At 71.5% G+C, this 21,307-nt stretch carries 17 protein-coding genes; 15 read left to right on the top strand and 2 right to left on the bottom strand.

The window, feature by feature from the left end; all coding sequences use genetic code 11:
* Positions 1 to 96: 96 nt before the first annotated feature.
* The 14 genes from panD (at position 97) to ACIPYS_RS28330 (ending at position 17,497) form a co-directional block, all read left to right on the top strand.
* Complete coding sequence (gene panD / locus ACIPYS_RS28395; protein ID WP_093861585.1) at positions 97 to 546, top strand: aspartate 1-decarboxylase; 450 nt, start codon at positions 97 to 99, stop codon at positions 544 to 546.
* A gap of 15 nt (positions 547 to 561) precedes the next feature.
* Positions 562 to 2,235, top strand: a complete 1,674-nt coding sequence (locus ACIPYS_RS28390; RefSeq protein ID WP_400751186.1) for an L-aspartate oxidase — start codon at positions 562 to 564, stop codon at positions 2,233 to 2,235.
* 5 nt (positions 2,236 to 2,240) lie between these two features.
* Positions 2,241 to 3,233: a carboxylating nicotinate-nucleotide diphosphorylase gene (nadC, locus tag ACIPYS_RS28385; RefSeq protein ID WP_093861583.1), complete on the top strand. Its 993-nt coding sequence runs from the start codon at positions 2,241 to 2,243 to the stop codon at positions 3,231 to 3,233.
* Between the two features lie 57 nt (positions 3,234 to 3,290).
* The gene (locus ACIPYS_RS28380; protein ID WP_093861582.1) at positions 3,291 to 4,085 is read left to right on the top strand and encodes a type III pantothenate kinase; all 795 of its coding nucleotides are present in this window, start codon (positions 3,291 to 3,293) and stop codon (positions 4,083 to 4,085) included.
* Between the two features lie 84 nt (positions 4,086 to 4,169).
* Positions 4,170 to 4,940, top strand: a complete 771-nt coding sequence (locus ACIPYS_RS28375) for a hypothetical protein (protein ID WP_093861581.1) — start codon at positions 4,170 to 4,172, stop codon at positions 4,938 to 4,940.
* Positions 4,941 to 5,180: 240 nt separating this feature from the next.
* Positions 5,181 to 6,971, top strand: a complete 1,791-nt coding sequence (locus tag ACIPYS_RS28370) for a hypothetical protein (protein WP_400751180.1) — start codon at positions 5,181 to 5,183, stop codon at positions 6,969 to 6,971.
* A gap of 63 nt (positions 6,972 to 7,034) precedes the next feature.
* The gene (lysX, locus tag ACIPYS_RS28365; RefSeq protein WP_400751177.1) at positions 7,035 to 8,591 is read left to right on the top strand and encodes a bifunctional lysylphosphatidylglycerol synthetase/lysine--tRNA ligase LysX; all 1,557 of its coding nucleotides are present in this window, start codon (positions 7,035 to 7,037) and stop codon (positions 8,589 to 8,591) included.
* Positions 8,592 to 8,595: 4 nt separating this feature from the next.
* Positions 8,596 to 8,718: a hypothetical protein gene (locus ACIPYS_RS28360; protein WP_286158571.1), complete on the top strand. Its 123-nt coding sequence runs from the start codon at positions 8,596 to 8,598 to the stop codon at positions 8,716 to 8,718.
* A 140-nt stretch (positions 8,719 to 8,858) separates the two neighbouring features.
* Positions 8,859 to 9,320, top strand: a complete 462-nt coding sequence (locus tag ACIPYS_RS28355) for a BlaI/MecI/CopY family transcriptional regulator (protein ID WP_093861578.1) — start codon at positions 8,859 to 8,861, stop codon at positions 9,318 to 9,320.
* 9 nt (positions 9,321 to 9,329) lie between these two features.
* Positions 9,330 to 9,866 carry an amino-acid N-acetyltransferase gene (locus ACIPYS_RS28350; protein WP_093861577.1) on the top strand — a complete coding sequence of 179 codons (537 nt, stop codon included), beginning with the start codon at positions 9,330 to 9,332 and terminating at the stop codon, positions 9,864 to 9,866.
* Positions 9,867 to 9,957: 91 nt separating this feature from the next.
* Positions 9,958 to 10,308, top strand: coding sequence for an Lsr2 family protein (locus ACIPYS_RS28345; RefSeq protein WP_093861576.1), 351 nt, complete (start codon positions 9,958 to 9,960; stop codon positions 10,306 to 10,308).
* A gap of 670 nt (positions 10,309 to 10,978) precedes the next feature.
* The gene (locus tag ACIPYS_RS28340; RefSeq protein ID WP_093861575.1) at positions 10,979 to 13,498 is read left to right on the top strand and encodes an ATP-dependent Clp protease ATP-binding subunit; all 2,520 of its coding nucleotides are present in this window, start codon (positions 10,979 to 10,981) and stop codon (positions 13,496 to 13,498) included.
* Positions 13,499 to 13,848: 350 nt separating this feature from the next.
* Positions 13,849 to 16,197 (top strand): immune inhibitor A domain-containing protein, encoded by a 2,349-nt coding sequence (locus tag ACIPYS_RS28335; RefSeq protein WP_173862104.1) that lies wholly within the window; start codon positions 13,849 to 13,851, stop codon positions 16,195 to 16,197.
* A gap of 391 nt (positions 16,198 to 16,588) precedes the next feature.
* On the top strand, positions 16,589 to 17,497 hold the full coding sequence (locus ACIPYS_RS28330) for a M23 family metallopeptidase (protein ID WP_400751170.1): 909 nt from the start codon (positions 16,589 to 16,591) through the stop codon (positions 17,495 to 17,497).
* A 106-nt stretch (positions 17,498 to 17,603) separates the two neighbouring features.
* Here ACIPYS_RS28330 and ACIPYS_RS28325 read toward each other — a convergent pair whose 3' ends face one another.
* A complete protein-coding gene (locus tag ACIPYS_RS28325; RefSeq protein ID WP_093861572.1) occupies positions 17,604 to 18,230 on the bottom strand; it encodes a TetR/AcrR family transcriptional regulator in 627 nt (208 codons plus the stop codon).
* Positions 18,231 to 18,482: 252 nt separating this feature from the next.
* On the opposite strand from ACIPYS_RS28325, the gene ACIPYS_RS28320 reads away from it, so the two are divergent.
* A complete protein-coding gene (locus tag ACIPYS_RS28320; RefSeq protein WP_400751166.1) occupies positions 18,483 to 20,111 on the top strand; it encodes an MDR family MFS transporter in 1,629 nt (542 codons plus the stop codon).
* Positions 20,112 to 20,198: 87 nt separating this feature from the next.
* Here the strand turns inward: ACIPYS_RS28320 and ACIPYS_RS28315 are convergent, their stop codons facing one another.
* On the bottom strand, positions 20,199 to 21,173 hold the full coding sequence (locus tag ACIPYS_RS28315) for an A/G-specific adenine glycosylase (protein ID WP_400751163.1): 975 nt from the start codon (positions 21,171 to 21,173) through the stop codon (positions 20,199 to 20,201).
* Between the last annotated feature and the right edge of the window lie 134 nt (positions 21,174 to 21,307).

Genomic DNA, 21,307 nt, shown 5'->3' with positions numbered 1-21,307 from the left:
CCGACCCGCGGCACCCCACCGGAACGAACGCTCTCCCGCAGAGCGCCGGCCCGCCAGTACCCCCTAGGCATGCACTCACAGGAGGCGTGACCCGCAATGCTCCGCACCATGCTCAAGTCCAAGATCCACCGGGCCACCGTGACCCAGGCCGACCTGCACTACGTCGGCTCGGTCACGGTGGACGAGGACCTGCTCGACGCCGCCGACCTGCTCCCCGGCGAGCTGGTCCACATCGTCGACATCAACAACGGCGCCCGGCTGGAGACGTACACCATCGCGGGCCCGCGCGGCTCCGGCGTCATCGGCATCAACGGCGCCGCCGCCCGCCTGGTCCACCCCGGTGACCTGGTCATCCTCATCGCCTACGGGCAGATGGACACCGCCGAGGCCAAGGGCTACCTGCCCAAGGTCGTCTTCGTGGACGAGCGGAACCGGGTCACCGGCCTCGGCGGCGACCCGGCCGAGGCCGGGGAGGGCACCGGACTGCTGCGCGGCGACGCGGCGTACCGTGGCGACAACGGCGCGGCCGGCCCGGTCGCGCGCTAAGGAGCCACTGAAGTCATGTCCGTCACCCACCGCCTCACCGCCCCCGCGCCGGGCTGGACCGCCGACACCGATGTCGTCGTGGTCGGCTCCGGCGTGGCCGGGCTCACCGTCGCCCTCAACGTCCGCCGGGCCGGCCTGCGGGCCCTGGTGGTCACCAAGGCGATGCTGGACGACGGTTCCACCCGCTGGGCCCAGGGCGGCGTCGCGGCCGCCCTGGGCGAGGGGGACACCCCCGAGCAGCACCTGACCGACACCCTGGTGGCGGGCGCCGGGCTGTGCGACGAGGACAGCGTCCGCACCCTGGTCACCGAGGGCCCGGACGCGGTCCGCCGGCTGATCGCGCTCGGCGCGGACTTCGACCGGGGCGAGGACGGCGACGTCCTGCTCACCCGCGAGGGCGGCCACCACCGGAACCGGATCGCGCACGCCGGCGGGGACGCCACCGGCGCCGAGATATCCCGCGCCCTGGTCGAGGCCGTCCGGCGGGACCCGGACATCGAGCTGATCGAGCACGCCCTGGTGCTCGACCTGCTCACCGACGCCGAGGGGCACGCCGCCGGACTCACCCTGCACGTGATGGGCGAGGGCCAGCGGGACGGCGTCGGCGCCGTCCGCGCCCGCGCGGTGGTGCTCGCCACCGGCGGCATGGGCCAGGTCTTCTCGGCCACCACCAACCCGCCGGTCTCCACCGGGGACGGCGTGGCGCTCGCGCTGCGGGCCGGCGCCGAGGTCACCGACCTGGAGTTCGTCCAGTTCCACCCCACCGTGCTCTGGCTCGGCCCCGAGGCGGAGGGCCAGCAGCCGCTGGTCTCCGAAGCCGTCCGCGGCGAGGGCGCGCACCTGGTGGACGCGGACGGCGTCCGGTTCATGGTCGGGCAGCACGAGCTGGCCGAACTGGCCCCGCGCGACATCGTCGCCAAGGCGATCACCCGCCGGATGCAGGAGCACGACACCGACCACATGTACCTGGACGGCCGGCACTTCGGCGCCGAGATGTGGCAGCGCCGCTTCCCCACCATCCTGGCCTCCTGCCGCGCGCACGGCATCGACCCGGTCACCGAGCCGATCCCGATCGCGCCGGCCGCGCACCACGCCTCCGGCGGGGTGCGCACCGACAACAGCGGCCGGACCTCCGTCCCCGGCCTCTACGCGTGCGGCGAGGTGGCCTGCACCGGGGTGCACGGCGCCAACCGGCTGGCCTCCAACTCGCTGCTGGAGGGCCTGGTCTTCGCCGAGCGGATCGCCGCCGACCTGGCCGCCCGGCACACCGCCGGGGAGCTGCCCGAACGCGCCGTGGACGCCGGAGCGGCCCGCGCGGCCCACCCGGTGCCGCTGCCCGCGCCCGAGGCCCGGGCCGAGATCCAGCGGCTGATGTCGCGCGGCACCGGTGTGCTGCGCTCGGCCGCGTCGATGGCCGCCACGGCGGAGGGGCTGGCCCTGATCGCCGGGCAGACCCGCGCCGCCGTCGCCGAGGAGAAGCCGGCCGACCCCCGGGTGGAGACCTGGGAGGCCGCCAACCTGCTGCTGGTCGCCGACGCCCTGGTCACCGCCGCCGCGCAGCGCGAGGAGACCCGCGGCTGCCACTGGCGCGAGGACTTCCCGGAGCGCGACGACGCGCACTGGCGACGCCATCTGATCACCACCCTCACCGCCTCCGGCGGACCCGTCAGCACCCTCGAGGAGCCGTAACCACCATGACCGACGCGACCGACGTGACCCACCTGCACGAGCACGAGCACGACGAGCTCCCGCTGGCCGGCGGCTGCGGCGACGGCTGCGCCTGCGGGGACGGCGAGGGCTACGAGACCGGCCTGGACCCCCAGCTCGCCGAGCTGCTGGAGGAGGCCGGGCTCGACCCGGTCGAGGTCGAGGACATCGCGACCCTGGCGCTGGCCGAGGACCTGGCCGGCGGCGAGGACGTCACCTCGGTGGCCACCGTGCCCGCCGACGCCGTCGCCACCGCCGACTTCACCGCCCGCGAGGCGGGCGTGGTGGCCGGCCTGCGGATCGCCGAGGCCGTCGTCTCGCTGGTCTGCGAGGAGGAGTTCGAGGTCGAGCGGCACGTCCAGGACGGCGACCGGGTCGAGGCCGGCCAGGTGCTGCTCTCGGTCCGCTCCCGCACCCGGGACCTGCTGACCGCCGAGCGCAGCGCGCTCAACCTGCTCTGCCACCTGTCCGGCATCGCCACCGCCACCCGTGCCTGGGCGGACGCCCTGGAGGGCACCGACGCGGTGGTCCGCGACACCCGCAAGACCACCCCGGGCCTGCGCGCGCTGGAGAAGTTCGCGGTCCGCTGCGGCGGCGGCGCCAACCACCGGATGGCGCTCTCGGACGCGGCCCTGGTCAAGGACAACCACGTGGTCGCGGCCGGCGGCGTCGCCGAGGCCTTCCGGGCCGTCCGGGCCGCCTACCCGGAGCTGCCGGTCGAGGTCGAGGTCGACACCCTGGAGCAGATCCCCCCGGTCCTGGAGGCCGGTGCCGAGCTGATCCTGCTGGACAACTTCACCGTCCCGCAGCTGCGCGAGGCGGTCGCCCTGGTGGCCGGCCGGGCCGAGCTGGAGGCGTCCGGCGGACTCACCCTGGCCACCGCGCGCGAGGTCGCCCAGACTGGTGTCCAGTACCTGGCGGTCGGCGCGCTGACCCACTCCTCGCCGATCCTGGACATCGGCCTGGACCTGCGCGCCTGACCGTCCGTCCGGCCCGTTCGCCCGTTCGCTCCCGGCCCTCGACGCAGAAAGCACCCGATGCTGCTCACCATCGACGTCGGCAACACCCAGACCACCCTCGGCCTGTTCGGCGGTGAGGAGGTGGTCGAGACCTGGCGGATCTCCACCGATCCGCGCCGCACGGCGGACGAGCTGGCGGTGCTGCTGCACGGCCTGATGGGCCCGCAGGGATCGGGGACCGCGATCGCGGACGCGAAGGTCGAGGGCCTGGCGATCTGCTCCTCCGTCCCCTCCGTGCTCCACGAGTTCCGCGAGGTGGCGCGCCGGTACTACGGCGACGTCCCCGCGGTGATCGTGGAGCCGGGGGTGAAGACGGGGGTGCACGTCCTCATGGACAACCCCAAGGAGGTCGGTGCCGACCGGATCGTCAACGCGCTGGCCGCCAACCACCTCTACGGCGGCCCCTGCATCGTGGTCGACTTCGGCACCGCCACCACCTTCGACGCGGTCAACGCCCGCGGCGACTACGTCGGCGGCGCGATCGCCCCCGGCATCGAGATCTCGGTCGAGGCGCTCGGCAACCGCGGCGCCCTGCTGCGCAAGATCGAGCTGACCCGCCCGCGCAACGTGATCGGCAAGAACACCGTCGAGGGCATGCAGTCCGGCATCCTCTACGGCTTCGCCGGGCAGGTCGACGGGCTGGTCGACCGGATGGCCCGGGAGCTGTCCAAGGACCCCGACGACGTCCAGGTGATCGCCACCGGCGGACTGGCCCCGCTCGTCCTCGGCGAGGCCGGCTCCCTCGACGTCCACGAGCCCTGGCTCACCCTCATCGGCCTGCGCCTGGTCTTCGAACGCAACCGCCCGAGCTGACCGGGGGCGCGGCGCAGCGTCCGAACGTGGGGGCTCGGCGCGACACTACCGACAAATCGGATATTCCTCACGTAGTGTCAGTCCATGCCTACGCCACACGGATCGCGCGGCGGCATGGCCTTCAGCGCCGACGAAGTCCGCGTGCTGCGCCGCGCCCTCGCCCAAGCCCTGCACCCCGCCGTCCCCGCCCACCTCCAGCTCTCCGACCGGCCGCTGTACGCCGACCCGGTGGCCGCCCTGTGGGCCGAGGACGTCCAGGACGCACTGCGCCTGACCGAGGCGATCGACGAGGCCGTCCAGGAGGGGGGCCGGCTGCGCGCCTTCCTCCTCGCCGACCTCACCCGCTACCGGGCCGCGCTGCCCGGCAGCGCCAGCGGCTACCTGGAACGGCTGGAGGAGGCGGTCACCGACGGCTACCTCCCGGGACCGGAGGACCTCACCGCGCTGCGCGGACTGTCCCGCCAGCCCTGCGGCCAGCACGAGCGCTCCCGCCGCTCCCGGCTGGCCGGCCGCTGCCACGCGCTGGCCGAGGCCGCCGTCCGCGAGCGGCTCGCGCTCAGCACCGGCCAGCGCCACCTCGTCGCCGTACCGAGCCCCGCCGCACCCCCGAGCAGTCCCCTCATCCCTGTTGGAGGACGGATCCCGATGAGCAGCACCGAGCACCCCGCCGAGCAGCCCGCCGCCGGCCGCAAGGGCGCCCCCCGCGGCCCGCAGGACCAGCAGCCCGCCCGGCCGCACCGGATGCCGACCCCCGCCGAACTCTTCGGCCGCCGCCCCAAGGCCCCGGCGCACCCGGACCGGCCGGCCCACCCGGCCGCACCCGAGGACCTGGAGCTGGCCACCGGCACCGGCTGAGCCCGCCCCGCCACCGCCTCCCGGGGAGGCCGCGCCGCACCGAGCGGCCCGGCCTCCCCGATCCATGTGTCGACAATTCCGTTCCCCGGGCGGATCGTTCGGGTCACAACTCGATAACCATCACCGCGCGCGCCGCCGGATCGCTCCCGTCCTGTACGAATTGATGGGCGATCAACCGGCTTGACGTCCGGCCGGCCGTCCATAGGGTCGCGGGGACACCCCACGATCAAGAGGATCCCCGTGAACTCGACCCGCATGCGCCGGGTGCTCGGCTCGGCCGCCGCGACGGCCGTCGCCGCCCTGTCCGTCGGCACGCTCGCCGTCCCCGCCCACGCCGCGGGACCGGCCCTCAGCATCGAGGTCGGCTCCCTGATCCAGGTCCCGGGCGAGCCGACGGCCCAGCCGCAGTTCGGCGAGAACGTCTTCCTCCGGGTCGGCCGGACCGGCACCGCCCCGGTCCCGGGCGCCAAGCTCACCCTCGACACCACCGGGCTGGACGGCGTCGCCACGCTCACCGCCTCCGGCGGCCGGTGCGCCACCGCGGCCCGGACCGTCACCTGCGACCTCAGCTACCTCAACAGCGACAGCATCAACATCACCGACCACCTGTGGCTCAGCGCCGTCCCCGGCGTCAGGGCCGGCACCAGGGGCGTGGTGCACGCCGCGCTGACCGCCCCCGGCGCCGAGTCCGCGAACAAGGACTTCTCGGTCGAGGTCGGCGGCGCCGCGTTCCGGGTCGCCGAGATCGCCCCCAAGGAGCAGGCCAAGGTCGGCACCACCTTCACCCCGGCCGTGCGGTTCGCCAACCGCGGCGGCGTCTCGGCCGCCCGGGCCGTCGTCGAGGTCATGATGCTGCCCGGGCTGAAGGTCGAGAACTGGCCGTCCAACTGCGAGTACGCCACCGACCCGGGCCGGCTCGGCCAGGAGGGCTTCGGCACCCCGATCGCGACCACCCACGCCATCTGCACCGTCGAGGGCGAGATCCTGCCCAACGAGCCGGTCCGGCTGAAAGGCGTCGACCTGACCGTCACCTCCGAGGCCCGGTACACCTTCGCGGACTTCATGGTCTTCGCCGACCCGGACGCGGCCGCCGCCCAGGGGCCGGCGCTGCGCCGGCGGCTGGCCTTCGAGCACGGCACCGGCGCGCCCGCCACCCTGGTCCGGGACTCCGCCGAGGGCATCCCCTCCGGCTACCCCGACATCAACGGCCACTTCACCGAGCAGGAGGTGCTCGCGGACAACGGCGCCGACTTCGCCCTGACCGGCAGCTGGGCCCCGGACGCCTCCGGCCGTTCCGGCACGCTCACCGTCACGGCCGCCAACCGGGGCCCGGCCTCGATCTACGACCGCAGCGGCGGCGACGGCACCCCGTTCGTCCGGATCCAGCTGCCCGAGGGCGCCACCGTCACCGACCTGCCCAAGAACTGCCGGGCGGACAACCGCGTCCAGGGACAGCCGACGGACCGCCTGCTCAACCGGTACTCCTGCGACGCCTTCTCCTTCTTCATGGCGAACGGCGCCTCCAGCCGGCACGTCCTGGGCGTGCAGCTGGACGACGGCACCGTCCCGCTGTCGGCCACCGTCTCGTTCCAGAACCAGTTCAGCGACTTCGAGGAGGGCTACCCGAGCGCCCCCATGAGCTGGGACCCCGACCCGGACAACGACCGGATCAAGGTCGCGCTGCGCTCGCTCCCCGCGACCGTGCCCACCGGCCCGGACGCCGGGACCGGAGCCCCGGCCGAGCAGGTCGCACCGGTCGTCCCGGCCTCGGCGGCGGACGCCACCGGCAGCGGCAGCGGCACCGGGACCGGCACCGCGACCGGCACGGCCACCACCACCGGCCGGAGCGCCGCCCGGACCGGGAGCACCGGGACCACCGACACGGTGGCACTCGGCCTCGCGGACGGCGGCGAGCTGGCCGACAGCGGCCGCCGCGACGCCGTCCCGCTGGCCTGGGCCTCCGCCACCGCCCTGACCCTGGGCGGCGCCGCGCTGCTCACCTCCCGCCGCCTCGGCCGCCGGCGCCCCTGAACCCGTCGCGCGGCGCGGCAATCCCGTGGCGGAGCACCACCGCGGGCTGGCTACCCTGGTGGGGTGAGCGATCAGAGTCCCATCACCGCGACCGACGACCTTCCCGAGCAGATGCGCGTCCGGCGCGAGAAGCTGGACCGGCTCCGGGCCGCCGGCATCGACCCGTACCCGGTCGGCTTCCCCCGTACCAGCACCATCGCCGACCTCCGGGACAAGCACCCGGACCTGGCCCCGGACACCGCGACCGGCGAGCGGGCCGGCATCACCGGCCGGGTGGTGCTCTCCCGCACCGGTGGCAAGCTCTGCTTCGCGACCCTGCGCGACGGCTCCGGCGACCTCCAGGTGATGCTGTCCCTGGACAAGCTGGGCGAGGAGCGGCTGGCGGCCTGGAAGTCGGACATCGACCTCGGCGACCAGGTCGGCGTCGAGGGCGAGGTGATCACCTCCCGGCGCGGCGAGCTGTCGGTGATGGTGGACCGCTGGGAGCTCACCGCCAAGTGCCTGCGCCCGCTGCCCGACAAGCACAAGGGCCTGACCGACCCGGAGGCCCGGGTCCGCCAGCGGTACGTGGACCTGATCGTCAACCCCGAGGCCCGCGAGATCCTGCACCTGCGCTCCAGGGTGGTCCGCTCGATCCGCCGCACCTACGAGGAGCGCGGCTACATCGAGGTCGAGACCCCGATGCTGCAGCCGGTGCACGGCGGCGCCAACGCGCGTCCGTTCAAGACGCACATCAACGCCTACGACATCGACCTCTTCATGCGGATCGCCCCCGAGCTGTACCTCAAGCGGCTGGTGGTCGGCGGCGCGGAGAAGGTCTTCGAGATCAACCGCAACTTCCGCAACGAGGGCGCGGACTCCACCCACAACCCGGAGTTCACCTCGCTGGAGTCGTACGAGGCCTACGGCGACTACGACACCCAGGCCGAGCTGATCCGGGCCACCATCGTCAACGCGGCCCGGGACGCGCTGGGCACCACGGTGATCAAGGGCCTGGACCCGCACGGCGTGGAGCACGAGATCGACCTCGCCCAGCCCTGGGACGAGGTGAGCGTCTACCCCGGCATCTCCGCGCACCTGGGCACCGAGGTCACCCCGGAGACCGGCGTCGAGGAGCTGCGCAAGCTGGCCTCCGAGCACGGCATCCCCTTCGAGAAGGAGTGGGGCCACGGCCAGATCGTGCTGGAGATGGTCGAGCGCCTGCTGGAGGAGAACGCCGTCCGGCCGACCTTCATCAAGGACTACCCGACCGAGGTCTCCCCGCTGACCCGCCAGCACCGCTCGATCGCGGGCGTGGCCGAGAAGTGGGACCTGGTGATCTTCGGCACCGAGATCGGCACCGCCTACTCCGAGCTGATCGACCCGGTCGAGCAGCGTGCCCGCCTCACCGCGCAGTCCCTGCTCGCGGCCGGCGGCGACGTCGAGGCGATGCAGATCGACGAGGACTTCCTGCGGGCCCTGGAGTACGCGATGCCGCCCACCGGCGGCCTCGGGCTCGGGGTGGACCGCCTGATCATGCTGCTCACCGGCAAGAACATCCGGGAGACCGTGCTCTTCCCGCTGGTGAAGCCGGAGCCCAAGGCGTCCGCCGGTACGGCGGAGCAGACCGAGGAGGAGTGACCTGATGGACTACGTCAGCGCGATCGTCCCGCCGCTGGTCATGGCGATCGGCTTCGGATTCCTGGTGCGGGCCATCATCCGCACCCAGGGCGGCGCCCAGAAGGCCAAGGAGGACCTGGCCGACTGAGCGGCCGACGGCCCGTCCGGCATCCGCCGGACGCCCCCGCGGCACCCGCGCCGCCATTCCCGGATTCCGGGGGTGGCGGCGCGCCGGTTTCACCGCACTTCACAAGATTTGCCCCGTTCACTCCCTATCCTGGCCGCACTATGGTCCGGCAACTCGGCGAACTTGAGAACGCCATCATGACCCGGGTGTGGCAGTGGAACCGACCGGTCACGGTTCGCGAGGTCCTTCTGGATCTGCGGTCGGAACGGGAAATCGCGTACACCACGGTGATGACCGTCCTGGACAAGCTGCACCGAAAGGGCTGGCTCCGTCGGGAGCGCGTCGGCCGGGCCTATCGATATGAACCGGTCTCCTCGCGCGAGGCGTACACGGCCGCCCTGATGAACGACGCCTGGGCCACCGGCGACAATCCGGCCGCGGCCCTGGTGCACTTCTTCGGCCTGATGTCGCCCGAGCAACGGGAGGCGCTGCGGGACGCCCTGCGGGTGGCCGCTCTGTTCCCGACCGATCCGGCGGCCCCGGATTCTCCGGAGAGCGGGGCGCGGAGCGGACCGGAGAGCGGACCGGATACCGGGGAGACCGGATCGGCGCCGGCACGATAACGTCCCGCCATGGAGGTCACCATCCGCCGGGCGCGGACCACGGACGTTCGGGCAGTGCGCACGCTCATCGACACCTACTCGCGCGACGGGATTCTGCTCGACAAGCCCACCGTCACGCTGTTCGAATCGGTGCAGGAGTTCTGGGTCGCGGAACGCGACGACAACGGGACGGTGGTGGCCTGCGGCGCGCTGCACGTCATGTGGGAGGACCTCGCCGAGGTCCGCACGCTCGCCGTCGACGAGTCCTGCCGCGGCCACGGCGTCGGACACCTGCTGCTGGAGAAGCTGCTGCAGACCGCCCGCTGGCTCGGCGTCCGTCGGATTTTCTGCTTGACGTTCGAGGTCCCGTTCTTCGCGAAACACGGTTTCGTGGAGATCGGAGAGGTCCAGGAAACCGATGATGGTACGACAGACCCGGCGGCGATCGCTACGGATGTCTATGAAGAACTTCTCCGCTCGTACGATGAAGGTGTTGCCGAGTTCCTCGACCTGGAGCGGGTGAAGCCCAACACGCTGGGCAACTCGCGCATGCTGCTGCACCTGTGAGCCGCCCCCGGGCGGTCAGGGGTTTGTGTTTTCCGGAGAAAGGCGCTTTCCTTTCCTTAGGCAATGGGTCGTTTAGCGGAAAGGGAAGCCCGTGGCACAGAGGGTGCAGGTCATTCTTGAAGACGATCTCGACGGCGGGTCGGCGGACGAGACGGTGACGTTCGCCCTGGACGGCGTTGCCTACGAGATCGATCTGAAGAGCGTCAACGCGGACAAGCTCCGCGATCTGCTGGCGCCGTACGTCGAGAAGGGCCGCAAGCAGAGCGGCCGCCTCGCCGGCCCCCGCCGCGCGGGCCGCAGCACCGCCCCGCGCCCGTCCGGCAGCGTCCCGGACACCGCCAAGATCCGCGCGTGGGCCAAGGAGCAGGGCCTGGAGGTCAACGACCGCGGCCGCGTCCCCAGCAATGTGCGCGAGGCCTACGAGAAGGCCAACGCGGCCTGATCCGGGCGAGGCCCGGCCGCCCGGACGGGTGCGGTGCCCCGGGCACCGGCCGGAGCGTCCACGGCACACGCGCGGGGCGCGGAGGGACTCCCTCCGCGCCCTGCGGCGTACGTCCGGACGGCGCCGCGGCGCCCCGGCGCGGGCGCGGCGGCCCGTTCGGGCAGCGGGCCGGGCACGGGCTCGGGCGGCAGAACGGTCACGGCCTGTGCAACGCTGGAGGGGCGAAGCGGTAACGCGGACACCACCGGGACGGCGTACCGGCCACCGCGGCCGCGGCTGACCGACCGTCAGCGGCGGCCGACTTCTCGCCAGGCGAACACCGCCACCGCGGAAACTGCGCGAGAACCGCCCCGATACCGGGTATGAATGCAGATGGACGAGGTCCGTGACCCCGTCCGGGGCAGTACGCGTGACCGGTCGGACGCCCACCGGCTGCGCAGCGGCGGAGGTTGTTCGCCGATGGCGTAGCGGTATCCGGTGCATCCGGCCCCCGTGCGGGAACACCGTCTCCCAACATCGGGTTGGGACTGGTGTCGGCTGGTCGCGCAGCATGTCGCTCCCCGCGAGGGGAGCGAATCCGTGGGCCGCGCCGCTGAGCGGGACTAGCATGCGGAAGGACAGGGCGGGGACGGACCCCGAACTGCCCGACCGCTCTGAGGAGCGATAAACGATGTTCGAGAGGTTCACCGACCGCGCGCGGCGGGTTGTCGTCCTGGCTCAGGAAGAAGCCCGGATGCTCAACCACAACTACATCGGCACCGAGCACATCCTCCTGGGTCTGATCCACGAGGGTGAGGGTGTCGCCGCTAAGGCCCTGGAGAGCCTCGGGATTTCTCTTGAGGCCGTTCGCCAGCAGGTCGAGGAGATCATCGGCCAGGGCCAGCAGGCCCCGTCCGGTCACATTCCCTTCACCCCGCGGGCCAAGAAGGTCCTGGAGCTGTCGCTCCGGGAGGCCCTGCAGCTCGGCCACAACTACATCGGCACCGAGCACATCCTGCTCGGCCTGATCCGCGAGGGCGAGGGCGTCGCCGCCCAGGTCCTGGTGAAGCTGGGCGCCGACCTGAACCGGGTCCGTCAGCAGGTCATCCAGCTGCTCTCCGGTTACCAGACCCCCGGCGGCAAGGAGTCGGCCACGGCCGGCGGGCCCGCCGAGGGCACCCCGTCGACCTCGCTGGTCCTGGACCAGTTCGGCCGCAACCTCACCCAGGCCGCCCGCGAGGCCAAGCTCGACCCGGTGATCGGGCGCGAGAAGGAGATCGAGCGGGTCATGCAGGTGCTGTCCCGCCGCACCAAGAACAACCCGGTCCTGATCGGTGAGCCCGGCGTCGGCAAGACCGCCGTCGTCGAGGGCCTGGCCCAGGCGATCGTCAAGGGCGAGGTCCCGGAGACGCTCAAGGACAAGCAGCTCTACACGCTGGACCTGGGCGCCCTGGTGGCCGGCTCGCGCTACCGCGGTGACTTCGAGGAGCGCCTGAAGAAGGTCCTCAAGGAGATCCGCACCCGCGGCGACATCATCCTGTTCATCGACGAGCTGCACACCCTGGTCGGCGCGGGCGCCGCCGAGGGTGCCATCGACGCCGCCTCGATCCTCAAGCCGATGCTGGCCCGCGGTGAGCTCCAGACCATCGGTGCCACCACGCTCGACGAGTACCGCAAGCACCTGGAGAAAGACGCCGCGCTGGAGCGCCGCTTCCAGCCGATCCAGGTCGCCGAGCCCTCGCTGCCGCACACCATCGAGATCCTCAAGGGCCTGCGCGACCGCTACGAGGCCCACCACCGGGTCTCGATCACGGACGCCGCCCTGGTCGCCGCCGCCACCCTGGCCGACCGGTACATCTCGGACCGCTTCCTGCCGGACAAGGCGATCGACCTGATCGACGAGGCCGGCTCCCGGATGCGCATCCGCCGGATGACCGCGCCGCCGGACCTGCGCGAGTTCGACGAGAAGATCGCCGACGTGCGCCGCGAGAAGGAGAGCGCGATCGACGCGCAGGACTTCGAGAAGGCCGCGTCCCTGCGCGACGACGAGAAGCAGCTCCTGCAGGCCAAGGCCAAGCGCGAGAAGGAGTGGAAGGCCGGCGACATGGATGTCGTCGCGGAGGTCGACGAGGAGCTCATCGCCGAGGTCCTGGCCACCGCCACCGGCATCCCGGTCTTCAAGCTGACCGAGGAGGAGACCTCCCGGCTGCTGCGCATGGAGGACGAGCTGCACAAGCGCGTCATCGGCCAGAAGGACGCCATCAAGGCGCTCTCCCAGGCCATCCGGCGCACCCGTGCGGGCCTCAAGGACCCGAAGCGCCCCGGCGGCTCGTTCATCTTCGCCGGCCCGTCCGGCGTCGGTAAGACCGAGCTGTCCAAGACGCTCGCCGAGTTCCTCTTCGGCGACGAGGACGCGCTGATCGCGCTGGACATGTCGGAGTTCTCGGAGAAGCACACCGTCTCCCGGCTCTTCGGCTCGCCCCCCGGCTACGTCGGCTACGAGGAGGGCGGCCAGCTCACCGAGAAGGTGCGCCGCAAGCCGTTCTCCGTCGTCCTCTTCGACGAGGTGGAGAAGGCCCACCCGGACATCTTCAACTCGCTGCTGCAGATCCTGGAGGACGGTCGGCTGACCGACTCCCAGGGCCGCGTGGTCGACTTCAAGAACACCGTCATCATCATGACGACCAACCTCGGCACCCGGGACATCTCCAAGGGCTTCAACCTGGGCTTCGCGGCCCAGGGCGACACCCAGACCGGGTACGAGCGGATGAAGGCGAAGGTCGGCGAGGAACTCAAGCAGCACTTCCGCCCCGAGTTCCTGAACCGCGTCGACGACATCGTGGTCTTCCACCAGCTGTCCGAGGAAGACATCATCCAGATCGTCGACCTCATGATCGACAAGGTGGACGAGCGGCTCAAGGACAAGGACATGGGCCTGGAGCTCAGCGTCGAGGCCAAGAAGCTGCTGGCCAAGCGCGGCTACGACCCGATCCTGGGCGCCCGGCCGCTGCGCCGGACCATCCAGCGCGAGATCGAGGACCACCTCTCCGAGAAGATCCTCTTCGGCGAGCTGCGGGCCGGCCACATCGTGGTCGTCGGCGTCGAGGGCGAGGGCAAGGACGCGAAGTTCACCTTCCGCGGCGAGGAGAAGTCCGCGGTCGCGGACACTCCGGCCGCTGTCGCCTCGCCGGGTCCCGACCTGACGAAGTAGCAACATTTAACAGACAACATCAACGGTTAGGGCCCCCGGCGTTCGCGCCGGGGGCCCTGACCGTTTTCCGTGCCCCGGTCGAAACTGTGACCCGAACCACGAACCGGCAGGTCGCTGGCCTGAACGGGGGCCGGTGCGGGTGCGATCGAAGCTGCGGTCATCTTTAATGGCAATGCTGTTGACAGCACGTCAGCTGATACGAAGTTGCGGAGGATAGCGCTGTGGCCATGTCACGGTCAAGGTCTATCTTTTCCGTCCACGCTTGGATCAAATGTCGTCCACCTGTCTTTCATTGGTTTACCGGAAGGCCAAGAGCCGGACGGTTTGGGGAGGACGTCACAACGTTGAAGATGACCAGGAAAGCCGCTTCGGCCGCCTCAGTCGTGGCGGTCATAGCCGCGCTCGGCGCGGGACTGCTCCCGAGCACGGCGGTCGCCGCCGGCGCCGCCCCCGTCCCGCAGGACCCGGCCGACGCCGTTCAGACCAGCACTGAGCACAACATTCCCGGCCCGCTGACCGAGAAGGTCGAGGCCGAGCAGAAGGCCGCCACCGAGCAGCTGCTCGCCGGCACCGCCCAGATCGAGCAGCACGGCGGCGGCTCCAGCATCAAGCTGGGCAAGGACAAGTACGTCGAGCTGGCCCGTGAGCGCACGGACAAGATCTTCACCATCCTGGTGGAGTTCGGCGACGAGGTGGACAACACCACCAAGACCCCGGACGGCAAGATCAAGTACGGCGGCCAGCCCGGCCCGCAGCGCAACCAGATCGAGAAGCCGGACGCCGCGACCAACAACTCCACCCTCTGGCAGGCTGACTACAACCAGCAGCACTACCAGGACCTGTACTTCAGCAAGACCGGCGACTCGCTGAAGACCTTCTACGAGAAGCAGTCCTCGGGCCGCTACTCGGTCGACGGTCAGGTCACCGACTGGGTGAAGATCAAGTACAACGAGGCCCGTTACGGCTCGGACTACTGCGGCCAGCACGTCTGCGCCAACGCGCAGGACCTGATCCGCGACGCGATCGACACCTGGGTCGCCGACCAGAAGGCCAAGGGCCAGACGGACGCGCAGATCAAGGCCACCATCGCGCAGTACGACCTGTGGGACCGGTACGACTACAACCACAACGGCAACTTCAACGAGCCGGACGGTTACATCGACCACTTCCAGATCGTGCACGCCGGTGAGGACCAGTCGGCGGGCGGCGGCAAGCAGGGTACTGACGCCCTGTGGGCCCACCGCTCGTACGTCTACGGCACCGGCGCCGGCACCACCGGTCCGGCCACCAACAAGCTGGGCGGCACCCCCGTCGGCAGCACCGGTGTCTGGGTCGGCGACTACACCATGCAGCCCGAGAACGGCGGCCTCGGTGTCTTCGCCCACGAGTACGGCCACGACCTCGGTCTGCCGGACCTCTACGACACCTCCGGCAGCGGCATCGACAACTCGGTCGGCTTCTGGTCGCTGATGTCGTCCGGCTCCTGGCTCGGCGAGGGCAAGAACTCGATCGGCGACATGCCGAACGACCTCGACGCCTGGAGCAAGCTCAAGCTCGGCTGGCTGAAGTACGACAAGGCCAAGGCCGGCACCGAGTCGACCCACCACATCGGCCCGGTCGAGTACAACAGCGCGCTCCCGCAGGCGCTCGTCGTCGACCTGCCGAAGAAGTCGGTCACCACCACCATCAACAAGCCCTACGCGGGTGCGAACGAGTGGTGGAGCGGCAGCGCGGACGACCTGAACGTCTCGCTGACCCGTGACCTCGACCTGACCGGCAAGACCAAGGCCGCGCTGTCGGCCAAGGCCTGGTACGACATCGAGCAGGACTTCGACTACGGCTACGCCGAGGTCTCCACCGACGGCGGCGCCAACTGGTCCGCCCTCGAGGGCACCTACAACGGCGTCGCGCTGCCGAAGGACCCCTCCGGCAAGGCCTCGCTGACCGGCAACTCGGGCGACAAGTGGGGCGACCTCGCCTTCCCGCTGGACGCCTACGCCGGCAAGGCCGTCAAGGTCCGCTTCCGCTACACCACCGACGGCGGTCTGCACCTCAAGGGCCTGGCCCTGGACGACATCGCGGTGACCGCGGACGGCGCCAACGTCTTCACCGACGGTGCCGAGAACGGTGACAACGGCTGGACCGCCAAGGGCTTCTCGCGGACCACCGGCTCGTTCACCAACGACTACAACCAGTACTACATCGCCGAGAACCGGCAGTACGTGTCGTACGACCGCACCCTCAAGGTCGGCCCGTACAACTTCGGCTTCGCCGACAAGCCGCTCTGGGTCGAGCACTACCCGTACCAGGCCGGTCTGCTGATCTGGTACTGGGACGAGTCGCAGACCGACAACAACGTCACCAACCACCCGGGTCAGGGCCTGATCCTGCCGGTCGACTCGCACCCGACCCCGCTGAAGTGGAAGGACGGCACGCTGATGCGCCCGCGCATCAACGGCTACGACTCCACCTTCGGCTCGCGCCGCACCGACGGTCTGACCCTGCACAAGGCGGGCGTCGAGACGGTCGTCCCGAAGGCCAAGGGTGTCGACGAGTTCTCCGACCTGAAGTCCTACTGGACCAAGGACAACCCGTACAGCAGCGTCATCGTCCCGAAGACGGGCACCAGCATCGAGGTCGAGAACGAGTCCTCGAACTACCTGGAGACCTGGATCCGCGTCCGCCCGGTCGACAACTGATCGAACCGAGCTCTGACGCCCGGTCCGTGACCAGGCACCGCTGAGCCGATTCGGCCCGCTCCCGCACCCGCGGGGGCGGGCCGGATTCTTTGTGCCCGGACGGTCCAAACACCACGGGCGGGTGGTGCTCCTCACAGCCACCGGGGGCGGTACGAGCGGGAGTAGTAGGACCGCGGGGCGGACGGGCTCGGCCTTCGCCCCATGAACGGAGCATCCGATCGCATGATCCTTACTCCATCGGTTTGAATCTCCGGCCCAATGATGACTACACGCCGTAGTACGTCACACGGTTTGGGACTCCGCTCGGTGACGGTTACACCTGAGTGGTCCCCCACTCTGCACGCCCGAACGGGCTCAGCGTGCTGCCCCCGTACGTGTTCGTGAGGTTCCGATGTCTCCTGTCCCCCCGCTGGGGCCGACCCTGTGCCGGCTCGCCGACGCCTTCCTCAGGCAGACCGACCGGAACCGCTCCACCACCGCCGCCGCGGCCGGGGCGGCCGTCCTGACCGGCGCCCTGGTGCTCACCGCCGCGGTCAGCGCCTCGGCGCAGACCATCGCCCCGACCACCCCCGGCAGCTCGGTGTTCACCGCGCCGCACGGCGCGGCCCCGGCCCCGGCCCTGGTCCAGGTGGCCGGCCCCAGCGCGTACAACCTGCCGTCGGAGCAGTCCTCCGCCCAGGACTCGGTGGCGATCGCCGCCAATCTGCTGACCGCGCAGGCGGAGGCCCAGGCGCCGTCGGCCGACCAGGCGCCGGCCGCCGACCAGGCCCCGGCCGAGGGGCAGCCGCCCGCCGCCGAGCCGGAGCCCGCCGCGCCGGAGGAGGCCCCCGCGCCGGCCGCGCCCGCACCGGCGCCCGCGCCCACCCCCGCACCGGCCCCCGCGCCGGCCCGGCAGTGGTCCGCGCCGATCCCGGGAGCGCCGACCAGCAACCCCTACGGTGTGCGCAATGCCGAGTACGCGGCCGGGTACCACACCGGTGTGGACTTCGCGGTCTCCCCGGGCACCCCGCTGCTCGCGGTCGGCAACGCCACCGTGGTGTCGGCCGGGTGGGACGGCGCCTACGGCAAGGAGGTCGTCCTGCGGCTGGCCGACGGCCGCTTCGCCCAGTACGCGCACATGTCGGCGCTCGCGGTGTCGCCGGGCCAGAAGGTCGCGGCCGGGCAGCAGATCGGCCGCTCGGGCAACACCGGCAACTCGACCGGGCCGCACCTGCACTTCGAGATCCGCTCGGCCAACCAGTACGGCGCGGTGATCAACCCGATCGCCTACCTCGCCGCGCGCGGGGTCACCGACTTCTGATCCCCGGTGCCCCCGGTGCCTGCGGGCACCGGGGGCACCGCTGCGCGCGGCCTCCGGTACCGGCGGCCTCCCGTGCGCGGCCAGGGGTGCCGGCGCCGCCGGCCGGTCAGGCCGTCGGGGCGGGCCGGACGATCAGTCGGCAGATCTCCAGCGCCACGTGCTGGGCGGCCTCGATCGCCTCCTCGCGGGTGGCCTCGGCGACCGGGATGTCCCCGACGTAGCGGTCCACCTCGGGCCGCTGGTCCTGGTACAGCAGGAAGAGCGCCGAGTTGATGGTGAACAGGGACATCATCGCCCGCAGCCGGTCCTCGAAGCTCGCCCCGGGACCGTGCACCAACCGGACCAGGGCGATCATGCGGTCCCGGAACTCCTGACCGGCCTGCAGGTCGCGCAGCGCGGGCTGGTTCTCCTGGAAGAAGCGGAGCAGCGGCGCCCGCTCGGCCATCCCGGCCGCGAACCGGCGGATCAGCTCGTCCCGCACCTCGGGGGTCCAGGTCCGGTCCCGGCCCCAGGCGATCAGCTCGTCGAGCGGCGCGGCGGTGGTCGCCACGATGCCGTGGACGATGTCTTCCTTGGTCTTGAAGTGGTAGTAGAGCGCGGCCTTGGTGACGCCCAGCCGGTCCGCGATCTCCCGCAGCGAGGTGCGCTCGTAGCCCTGCTCGGAGAAGAGCTCCAGGGCGATCGCGACGATGCGCGCCCGGGTGTCGCTACGGGGGCTCTGCGTCGTGCCCATCGCCTGCCTCTGACTGCGTCGTGGTTCGGTCCCCGGCGACCCGCGGCAGCCGCGGCATGAGCGGCTGGCGCCCCTGACCGGCGACCATGGGTGCGCCCATTCTTCCTGCCCCGGAGGTCCACCGAAAAACTGGCTTGACGACCGGCTAGTGAACAACCTACCGTGCCCACGGTCCACAAACTAGCCGGGCGACAAGTAAGGGAACTTCCGCAGGCCCCATCGGTCGCCCGCCCCTGCCCGGGAGTCCCACCCATGTCACACCCCAAGGCCGGCACCGCGGCCCCCGAGAAGCAACCGGCCGAGGACGAGCAGCCCCGTTCGGCCCGCGAGATCCGCCTGGTCATGGTCGGCCTGGTGGTCACCATGCTGCTCGCCATGCTCGACGGCCTGATCGTCGGCACCGCGATGCCGACCATCGTCGGTGAGCTCGGCGGCGCCGAGCACCTCTCGTGGGTGGTCACCTCCTACACCCTGGCCACCGCCGCCTCCACCCCGATCTGGGGCAAGCTCGGCGACCTCTACGGCCGCAAGGGCACCTTCCTCACCTCGATCGTGATCTTCCTGGCGGGCTCGGCGCTCTCCGGCCTCTCCCAGGACATGACGGAGCTCATCGGCTTCCGCGCCCTCCAGGGCCTGGGCGCCGGCGGTCTGATGGTCGGCGTGATGTCGATCATGGGCGCGCTGGTCCCGCCGCGCGACCGCGGCAAGTACCAGGGCATGTTCGCCGCGGTGATGGCGCTCGCCACCATCGGCGGCCCGCTGGTCGGCGGCTTCATCACCGACCACCTGAACTGGCGCTGGACCTTCTACATCAACCTGCCGCTCGGCGCCGTCGCGCTCGCCGTCGTCGTGGTCACCCTGAAGCTGCCGAAGGTCCGCAGCAAGGCCAGGATCGACTACCTCGGCGCGGTGCTGCTCACCACCGGCATCACCTCGCTCACCCTGATCACCACCTGGGGCGGCCAGGAGTACGCCTGGGGCTCGAAGCAGATCCTCGGCCTGGGCGCGCTGGCCGCGGCCTCCCTGATCGGCTTCTGCTACGTCGAGCAGCGGGTCGAGGAGCCGATGCTGCCGCTGTCGCTGTTCAAGAACCTGAACTTCACCCTGGTCTCGATCATCGGCTTCGTGGTCGGCTTCGTGATGTTCGGCTCGACCGTCTTCCTGCCGCTCTACCAGCAGACCGTGCAGGGCGCCTCGGCCACCAACTCCGGCCTGCTGCTGATGCCGATGATGTTCGGGATGCTGGTCGTCTCGCTGGTGGTCGGCCAGGCGGTGACCAAGACCGGCAAGTACCGGATCTACCCGATCATCGGCACCGTCGTGATGACCGCCGGCATGCTGCTGCTGTCGACCCTCTCCACCGACACCTCGGGCTTCACCTCCGCCTGCTGGATGGTGGTGCTCGGTGCCGGCATGGGCTTCCTGATGCAGATCACCATGCTGGTCGCGCAGAACAGCGTCGAGCTCAAGGACATGGGCGTGGCCAGCTCCACCGCCACCCTGTTCCGCACCATCGGCGGCTCCTTCGGTGTCGCGCTGTTCGGCGCGCTGTTCAACAACCGGGTCACCGAGACCATGAACGAGCGGCTCGGTTCGGCCGCCGGTGCGGGTTCCGCGCAGGGCGGCGACCCGGCCCAGCTGAGCCCGGGCGCGCTCAGGGCGCTGCCCGCGCCGGTCCAGGACGCCTACCACCACGCGGTCGCCAACGGCATGCACACCGTCTTCCTGTGGGGTGCGGCCGCCGCCGTGATCTCGGTCGCCGCCGCGGTCTTCATGCGGGAGGTGCCGCTGCGCGGGGCCGGCGGACCCGCCACCGACACCAAGGACGGCGAGGCCGGCAAGGGCGCGGCGGTCGGCAACACCGAGGCCGTCGCGATCTGACCCGGTCCACCACCGGAACGCACCGGGCCCCCGCTCGCCGAACCGGCGGGCGGGGGCCCTCGTGTCGTTCCCGGGGCCGGGAGCCCGCTAGCGGGGGAGCCGGTAGACGCCCTGCTCGACCGGTTCGACGAGTCCGTCGGCGACCAGCCCGTCCAGGGCGCGGGCGCGCTGCACGGCATCCGGCCAGACCTCGTCGAGCCGGGCCTGCGGCACCTCGTCGTGCGCCTCGCGGAGCACCGCGAGCAGCTTGCCGCGGACCTGGCGGTCGGTGCCCTCGTAGGTCTGGCCGCGCCGGGCCGGGCCCTCGTAGGGCGGGCGGCCGGCCCGCTGCCAGGCGCAGGAGGTGAACAGCGGGCAGTCCCCGCACTCCGGACCGCGGGCCGTGCAGACCAGCGCGCCCAGCTCCATCACGGCGACCGCCCAGGTGGCGGCCGTGCGGTCGGCGGCGGGCAGCAGCGCGGTCGCGGTCCGCCGCTCGGCCGCCGTGGTGGCCTGCGCCGGGTACTCGTCACCGGTCACGGCCCGGGCGAACACCCGGCGGACATTGGTGTCCAGCACCACGTGCCGCTGGCCGAAGGCGAAGGAGGCCACCGCCGCCGCGGTGTACTCGCCGACCCCGGGCAGCGAGAGCAGGGTCGCGTGGTCGTCCGGGACCTCGCCGCCGTGCTTCTCGGTGATCGCCACCGCGGCGCCGTGCAGGCGCAGCGCCCGACGCGGGTAGCCCAGCCGGCCCCACATCCGGACGGCCTCGCCGGGCGCCTCGGCGGCCAGGTCGGCCGGGGTCGGCCAGCGCTCCATCCAGGTCTCCCAGACGGGCAGGACGCGCTTCACCGGGGTCTGCTGAAGCATGAACTCGCTGACCATCACGGCCCAGGGCGAGGCGTCCGGCGTCCGCCAGGGCAGCTCCCTGGCGTTGGCCGCGTACCAGTCGAGGACGGTCGCGTGCAGGACCGGCAGCGGCAGCCCGAGCTTCGGCGTCGCCCCGGCGGGCGCGTCGGGGCCCGGCGGTGCGGCGGGGCCGGCGGGCGCGGGAAGGACAGGGGTGACGGTGTTGGCAGCCATGGCCCTTCGATCCTCCCACGCCCGACCCGGTCACCGAAGTGGATCATCGGGTTCCGCTTCAGCGTGCAAAACACCCCATTCAGCCTCGCCCGAACGGCGCAAATGGCGGATCATGTGAAGGAAGGGGTGACTGT

This window comes from Kitasatospora sp. NPDC089913, assembly GCF_044748625.1.
Classification (GTDB): Bacteria; Actinomycetota; Actinomycetes; order Streptomycetales; family Streptomycetaceae; genus Kitasatospora.
Note: the sequence above shows the minus strand (reverse complement) of the source record. Positions and strands in the feature narration are given on the sequence as shown.